Raw genomic sequence first — 6,170 nt, 5'->3', positions numbered from 1 at the left:
GCGTAGGCAGGCTGTGGTTGTGTAGCCGCACCCTTGAGGGTGCGGCAGTAGTAGCATGATTCATATATACATTTTTGAGCCTGCGTAGGCAGGCTGTGGTTGTGTAGCCGCACCCTTGAGGGTGCGGGCTAACATTTAGCTATCGGGTGAAGTGCGAAACAGTATCTGTCCCTTTTGAACGGCTACCAGATCCATTTTGACCGGCCCCGCCGTATAGGTAACATCTGATGCTACCACTTGCACTTCAACAGATGTCTCGGACTGCTTTAATTGCTCGATGAAGCGCATCAGCGTTTCGACCCGAGCGTCGCCGATCTGAATTTTATCTGCCAACACGCCAGCGCGACGCACTCGGAATTGAGAAGCTGCAATTAGCTGCTCTATCCGTTGCTCAAGCTGTTCTTGAGTCATTGTGGAGGGATTGGTAGAAGTTGCCGCTACTACTTCCCCAGCTTGAAATACGACGCGATTGGGGGTTACATCGGCAAAAACTTGGACGGCAGATTCTCCCCTGATGTAGTTGCCTGCTGAGAGAATTCTGATCGCATAGTCTCGACCGTCATCAATGCGATCGATGATCTGATCGACTTCTTTGGGACTAATTTGTATCACTTGTTGGTTGAAATTTTTGTCACCGGGTCGAGTGTTCTCAATTGCGACTTTGTTTGCCGTTACCAACAATTGATCCACAGCTTGACGAGCGGCTTTTGGATCGACAATGCGAACGACTCCAGTCACCAAAACTTGGTTGCGAAACAAAACTAAATTGCCGCCCCGCAACGCTTGATAATCTTGATAATACTCTTCTAGAATTTTTACTGCCCGTTGTAAGTATGCTTGTTTGTTTTCGAGATCTTTTTGTTGACTTTCTAGTTGTTTAAGGCTGGTTTCCCGCTGAGCAATCACTTGGTCGCGCTGGGAAATGGTTTGATCTAGTTGGGCAATTGCCTGGTCTTGAGCGGCAATTTCTTGGTCCCTTTGGGCAATCTGAGATTTAAAGTTGCCAATCTCGTTTTTGAGGCGATCGCGCTGTCCAACGAGCGCCGCTCTTTCCTGTTGTAGTTGATCGCGCTGTCCCAGCAAATCTTGGCGTTCTGCTTGCAGTTGATCGCGCTGTCCCAGCAAATCTTGGCGTTCTGCTTGCAGTTGATTGCGCTGTCCCAGCAAATCTTGACGTTCTGCTTGCAGTTGATTGCGCTGTCCCAGCAAATCTTGGCGTTCTGCTTGCAGTTGATTGCGCTGTCCGATTAAATTTTGACGTTCTGCTTGCAGTTGATTGCGCTGTCCGATTAAATTTTGACGTTCTGCTTGCAGTTTATCCCGCTGTTCTATTAACGTCGCTCTTTCCGCTTGCAGTTGGTTTCGCTGTCCGATTAAATTTTGACGTTCTGCTTGCAGTTGATTGCGCTGTTCGATTAAATTTTGACGTTCTGCTTGCAATTGATCCCGTTGTTCGATCAACTTCTGGCGTTCATCACGCAGCGCCATTACTTGAGAAGAAACTGCGTTTAATTGACCCTGGGTTTGGTTTAATTCATTTTGAGTTTGATTTAATTTCCCCTGAGTTTGATTCAGTTGGCTATTAGTGTTATTTAATTCTCCTTGGGTTTGTTTCAGCTGCGTTTCGGTACGCGCTTGGTTGGCAGTTGCTTCCGACAGCTTGGCTAAAGTTGATTGCAAAGATTGATTTGTCGCATCTAGTTTTTGCTGTGCTTCTGCCTGCTGAGATTTAGCTTGGGTTAACTCTGTTTCTACTTTACTTTTTTGAGTTTTAGTTTTTTCTAGTTCCTTGCGAGCGTTTCGGAGATTTTTCTGAATTTTTTCCAGTTTAAAAACCCCAGTGCGTAGTTGCTCGCTCGTACCAAATAATATCGCCAGCGTCGAGGCAGAAATCAAACTCCCCGTCAAAACGGTAATTAAAATTGCCGTCTTGCGCGGACGTAAATTGAATAGGCTAAGTCTTGATTTGCCTACCTTCGTTCCGACGCGATCGCCTACTGACGCGATCGCGCCTCCCAACACCAAGATTGCCGCAATCAGTATCCACCCTGTAGTCATAATTTTCGACGATCCTCACCCAGTTACAGCCTACCTCATGCTGAGTACGCTTGCGCCTGCGGTCGTCAGTTACTGCGCTTGCTATTGCTTTTTATACTTCGCACGGTCACTTGCGTGACAGTTGGGAAGGCTGAGGTCAGACTGGCAACCTAGAAATTAGCCATGATTCACTATCTATGACCGGGTCAAGTATAACCTATTTAACTAGGTAAATTGATGGCTTAAGGCGACTGGATTGTGTACGGTTATTTTTTTCTTGTGGATCGAGATCATTTTTTCTTGCCGCAGATCTCCCAACAAACGAGTCACCGTCACTCTAGTCGAACCTATGGCTTCGGCGATCGCTTGATGAGAGAGCTTCAAATCTATCGTAATCCCTTCGGCACCAGGAACGCCAAAATCTCGGCACAGAATTAGCAGAAAGCTGACTAATCTCGATCCCATGTCTCGGTGCGCCAGCGTCTCGATCATCATCTCGGTTTGCAGGATGCGCGACGACAGACCCCGCAGCATTAACATGGCAAATTCTGGATTATCTTTCAGCGCTTGCTCTACCTGGTCTATCGGCGCTGATAGCAGCTCGACTGGGGTAAAGGCCACCGCATGATAAAATCTATCGGATCTATTCCCCGTAATCAGAGACAGCACGCCAAAGACGCTATTTTCTCGCAGCAGGGCGACGGTAATTTCTTCCCCTGCTTCGTACACCCTCGAAAGCTTGACAGCCCCCTTGAGCAGAAAATATACTCTTTCAGCCGGATCCCCAGGGAAAAAGATCGTTTTTCCCCGCTCAAACGTTTCTACAACGGGTGGAAACGATGGGTTGCTGATTTGCCGAAATACGGCTGCTAAAGGTCTATCCTGCATCACGACCATTTCAGTTGTCCTCACCGAACTCTAAAGACTTCTCTCAACTCCTTAGCAATGCACTATAACCTCACAAACCGAGCGGAAAGTCTCAATGTGAGTTAGTTCAAGAAGGCAGAAAGCTAGGGACGCCGTGTAGTTTTTTGTATAGCAGTCTTTTTTGATTAAATGTATATTTTAACACTTTTTCTTTGGTTTTTCATCTTCCGTTACTCTGAAAAATAAACGAAGCTTTACTTACTCTTAACAAAGTTTGTATGAATCGCTACAGCATTTTGGCTAAATTACCTCATGTTGAACCGAAAGCGTGACGGGTCAAAGGTGGTATGGGGCAATTGTAGTTGTTGGCTTGGTAGCAAGAGGGCGTTTCATTTATACCAGGAATCGACTGAAAGGGGATGAGGGGTAACACACCTCATTGCTAACTTTTGGTGATTTTTGGCGGAAAGTCAAGCAATCGGGGAGATGGAGCCGATAATCAAGTAATATATTCCCCAGTTTGACCATCTTCCCCAGGGAAAAGCTGGCGGAGAAAGTAACCCTTGTTCCGATATAATAAACGTTTATGCTGAATTTAACTGGAAAAAACGCCCTCGTGACGGGCATCGCCAACGATCGCTCGATAGCCTGGGGTATTGCTCAACAACTGCATAAAGCAGGCGCGAATCTTGGCATCACCTACCTACCCGATGACCGGGGTCGCTTTGAGAAAAAAGTATCCGAACTGGTAGAACCCCTGAATCCAAGTCTATTTTTACCCTGTGATGTTCAAAATGACGAGCAGATTCAGGCTACCTTCGAGACTATCCGCGACAAGTGGGGCAGATTAGACATTCTGATCCATTGTTTGGCCTTCGCCAATAAAGATGATTTATCAGGAGATTTTAGCAAAATCTCCAAAGATGGGTTCAACCTGGCTTTAGATGTCAGTGCTTACTCGCTGATTCAACTGAGTGCAGCAGCTAAACCCTTAATGACAGAAGGTGGCAGTATCGTCACGCTAACCTATTTAGGCGGCGTGCGGGTAGTTCCCAACTATAACGTGATGGGAATCGCCAAAGCTGCCTTAGAAATGAACGTTCGTTACCTAGCATCGGAATTAGGCGCGCAAAATGTCCGGGTGAACGGAATCTCAGCAGGTCCAATTCGCACGCTGGCGTCCTCCGCTGTGGGTGGGATTCGCGATATGATTTCCCACGTCGAGCAAGTCGCCCCCCTGCGACGAACTGTGACACAGTTAGAAGTGGGGAATGCGGCGGCTTTCCTTTGTAGCGACTTAGCTAGCGGCATTACAGGTCAAATCCTGTACGTCGATGCTGGATACGAAATCATGGGAATGGGGTAATGGGGAATTTGAGATTTGAGATTTGAGATTTGAGATGGAAATCTGAAATCTCAAATCTCAAATCACCAATTATTAATTACCAATTACCAATTACCAATTACCAAATTATGCAGACAAGCGAACGCCCAACAACCGAATCCCAACACCCGGAACTAATTCTAAGCCCTCGGACTGCTTCAGTCAGCCGCAAAACCGGGGAAACTGACGTATATGTGAGTCTCAATTTAGATGGAACGGGCAATTGCAGCGCCAGGACGGGAATTCCGTTTTTGGATCACATGCTGCATCAGATATCTTCCCACGGGCTAATTGACTTGGAAGTCCAAGCCAAGGGAGATATAGAAATAGACGACCACCACACTAACGAAGATGTGGGGATAACATTGGGGCAAGCTTTGGGGAAAGCGTTGGGCGATCGCAAAGGCATTGTCCGCTTCGGGCATTTCCTGGCACCACTGGACGAAGCGTTAGTTCAGGTGGCGCTAGACTTTTCCGGACGCCCGCACTTGAGTTATGGTTTGGAGATTCCTACCCAGCGCGTTGGAACTTACGATACTCAATTAGTGCGGGAGTTTTTTGTAGCAGTGGTGAATCACTCTCAGATGACGCTGCATATCCGGCAATTGGATGGAATTAATTCGCATCATATTATTGAAGCAACGTTTAAGGCTTTTGCTAGGGCAATGCGGATGGCGGTAGAAGTCGATCCCCGTCGTGCAGGTGCGATTCCTAGTTCTAAGGGTGTGTTGTAGATTTGAACCGCGAAGACGCAAAGAGCGCGAAGGCAAGTCTCTGTATGTAGGGTGCGTTAACGCAGTGTAACGCACCATCTCCAGCATATCTAGAGTTGCTGCGTAAGTCCTGGGATTTGTTTGTTTTGTCACAATTTATCTAGACTAGAAATTATTCGTCTGGCTAAAGTTAAAGACTCCTGAGTCTTCTCAACCAATAGTGGGAATGTGTTATCGTAATCTGCTTGGTTGCGAAAACCTCGTAGACGCAGCAATCTCCTGCCAATTTTTATACGTACTGGGTCGGAGCTATTGTTGAATTGATTGATGATATATTTGTGAGTATTTTCGGTAGGAATATTTACAGCCGATTGCCAGCGAGTGAGGTACAGCCTTTTGGCGCAAGAATGCAATAGCGGCAGCAAAAATGGCAGCCGCTATTGCATTCTCAGGTGTACCTGATCCGCCTGCAATCCGCTATAAACCCTCCCGCTCTTGTAAAAAATTGCGTGACTTGATGAAAGCTGCATAGTAGGATCGACTAATAGCCGATCGTAGTTTGGCTTCATCTGTGGTTTGCTGCGCCAGTTCCTGTGCTAAATTCAGATACTCTGACCAATTAAAAGTTATTAGTTAGTTAAAACCGATAAAAAGCTTCCCTTGATCGCGTTTTTCAGCATCGATACACCAATCGTCATCTAGTTGTTCAAGAGTGTCAATCGCGACTTCTGGGTCAAAATATAATGGTCTTTCAATGAAGATCCACAACATATCATCATTCTTTGATGCTGCTTCCGGAGCGGTGACGACTTGCAGAAACAACTTTGCATCTGGAAAGTATTTGCGGGTTGGTTCATATCCTTTTAGCAAGATGGGAACCAGAAAGGGATACTGTTCCAGAAACTGCAAGACTTCTGTTTTTCCTTGAAATGTATATAACTTCTCAAGAGATTCTATATCCGTTGGTAATAGCGGACTTAGTTTAGTTAGACTGTCGTGGAGTAACATCTGCGCTAGGGTGTCCGCGTCAATTTGACGGCGTTTAGCTTCGGCGGCGAGGCGCAAGCTATCATCGCCAGAAATTTGGATAGTCAGGGTGTTTGCTTCACTCATGTTTTTGGTATACCTGCAACTAAAGGAAGGCGATCGCGTGGAAATTTCAAGGGTTA

General features: G+C 46.4%; 5 protein-coding genes. 2 read left to right on the top strand and 3 right to left on the bottom strand.

Translation table 11 applies throughout. The features are described from left to right. Positions 1–135: 135 nt before the first annotated feature. Positions 136–2,058, bottom strand: coding sequence for a DUF3084 family protein (locus MiSe_RS04370; RefSeq protein WP_226575247.1), 1,923 nt, complete (start codon positions 2,056–2,058; stop codon positions 136–138). Positions 2,059–2,262: 204 nt separating this feature from the next. After that, positions 2,263–2,934, bottom strand: coding sequence for a global nitrogen regulator NtcA (gene ntcA, locus MiSe_RS04365; RefSeq protein ID WP_226575256.1), 672 nt, complete (start codon positions 2,932–2,934; stop codon positions 2,263–2,265). A 556-nt stretch (positions 2,935–3,490) separates the two neighbouring features. Here ntcA and fabI point away from each other — a divergent pair. Together fabI and hisB are read left to right on the top strand one after the other, a co-directional pair. After that, positions 3,491–4,270 carry an enoyl-ACP reductase FabI gene (gene fabI, locus MiSe_RS04360; protein ID WP_226575245.1) on the top strand — a complete coding sequence of 260 codons (780 nt, stop codon included), beginning with the start codon at positions 3,491–3,493 and terminating at the stop codon, positions 4,268–4,270. A gap of 107 nt (positions 4,271–4,377) precedes the next feature. Then, the gene (gene hisB / locus MiSe_RS04355; RefSeq protein WP_226575243.1) at positions 4,378–5,022 is read left to right on the top strand and encodes an imidazoleglycerol-phosphate dehydratase HisB; all 645 of its coding nucleotides are present in this window, start codon (positions 4,378–4,380) and stop codon (positions 5,020–5,022) included. Positions 5,023–5,634: 612 nt separating this feature from the next. Here hisB and MiSe_RS04350 read toward each other — a convergent pair. Next, on the bottom strand, positions 5,635–6,114 hold the full coding sequence (locus MiSe_RS04350) for a hypothetical protein (RefSeq protein ID WP_226575241.1): 480 nt from the start codon (positions 6,112–6,114) through the stop codon (positions 5,635–5,637). Between the last annotated feature and the right edge of the window lie 56 nt (positions 6,115–6,170).

The organism is Microseira wollei NIES-4236 (genome assembly GCF_020521235.1).
In the GTDB taxonomy this organism is placed as follows: Bacteria; Cyanobacteriota; Cyanobacteriia; order Cyanobacteriales; family Aerosakkonemataceae; genus Microseira; species Microseira wollei.
This window is presented reverse-complemented; position numbering and strand designations above follow the sequence as displayed.

Coding starts and splice junctions, on each gene's coding strand:
- ntcA (WP_226575256.1), bottom strand. CDS start 2,934: ATGGTCGTGATGCAGGATAGACCTTTAGCAGCCGTATTTCGGCAAATC.
- fabI (WP_226575245.1), top strand. CDS start 3,491: ATGCTGAATTTAACTGGAAAAAACGCCCTCGTGACGGGCATCGCCAAC.
- MiSe_RS04350 (WP_226575241.1), bottom strand. CDS start 6,114: ATGAGTGAAGCAAACACCCTGACTATCCAAATTTCTGGCGATGATAGC.
- MiSe_RS04370 (WP_226575247.1), bottom strand. CDS start 2,058: ATGACTACAGGGTGGATACTGATTGCGGCAATCTTGGTGTTGGGAGGC.
- hisB (WP_226575243.1), top strand. CDS start 4,378: ATGCAGACAAGCGAACGCCCAACAACCGAATCCCAACACCCGGAACTA.